Annotated in this window: 1 protein-coding gene and 1 pseudogene; one reads left to right on the top strand and one right to left on the bottom strand. The window is 67.5% G+C overall.

What is annotated here, in order from left to right; translation table 11 throughout:
• A pseudogene (locus tag EXE45_RS21585) lies at positions 1-145 on the bottom strand (VOC family protein); the annotation flags it as partial.
• Between the two features lies 1 nt (position 146).
• Between EXE45_RS21585 and EXE45_RS21015 the strand changes: the two are divergent.
• A partial coding sequence (locus EXE45_RS21015; RefSeq protein ID WP_206750516.1) for a hypothetical protein occupies positions 147-394 on the top strand: 248 nt, incomplete at its 3' end.

The raw sequence follows: 394 nt of genomic DNA, 5'->3' as shown, positions 1-394 counted from the left end.
GCACGTCGAAGAACGGCTTCTCGTCGGCCGCGTACAGCGCGTCCTCGATGCCGAATCCGAGCTGCTCGCCGTAGAACTCGCGGGCCTCGTCGGCGCCGTCTTCGGGAATTCGAAGGTTGACGTGGTCGATGTGTCGCGCTCGCATAGTGTCACGGTCGGCGTCGGCAGGGAAAACGGCTCGGTCGGAACGCTACGGAGTCGGAGAGTGGGATCCCGAGGCGACGGCGTGCGTCTCGCACGGGCTGTTGTCACCAGAGGGGGACCTAAGCGCGGGCCGGAGGGGGAGCCACCCCGACGAGCGCATCGGTCGCGTCGTCGTCAGACACACTTCCGGGCCAGTCCTCGCGCTCGCGACGGTCCGTATCGGATTTGAGGTCCGGCGGGGCTTCGTGGT

Origin of the sequence: Halorubrum sp. SP9, from assembly GCF_005435015.1 — an archaeon.
Taxonomy (GTDB): Archaea; Halobacteriota; Halobacteria; order Halobacteriales; family Haloferacaceae; genus Halorubrum; species Halorubrum sodomense.
The sequence above is the reverse complement of the archived record's forward strand: the minus strand, read 5'-3'. Positions and strand labels throughout refer to the sequence as shown.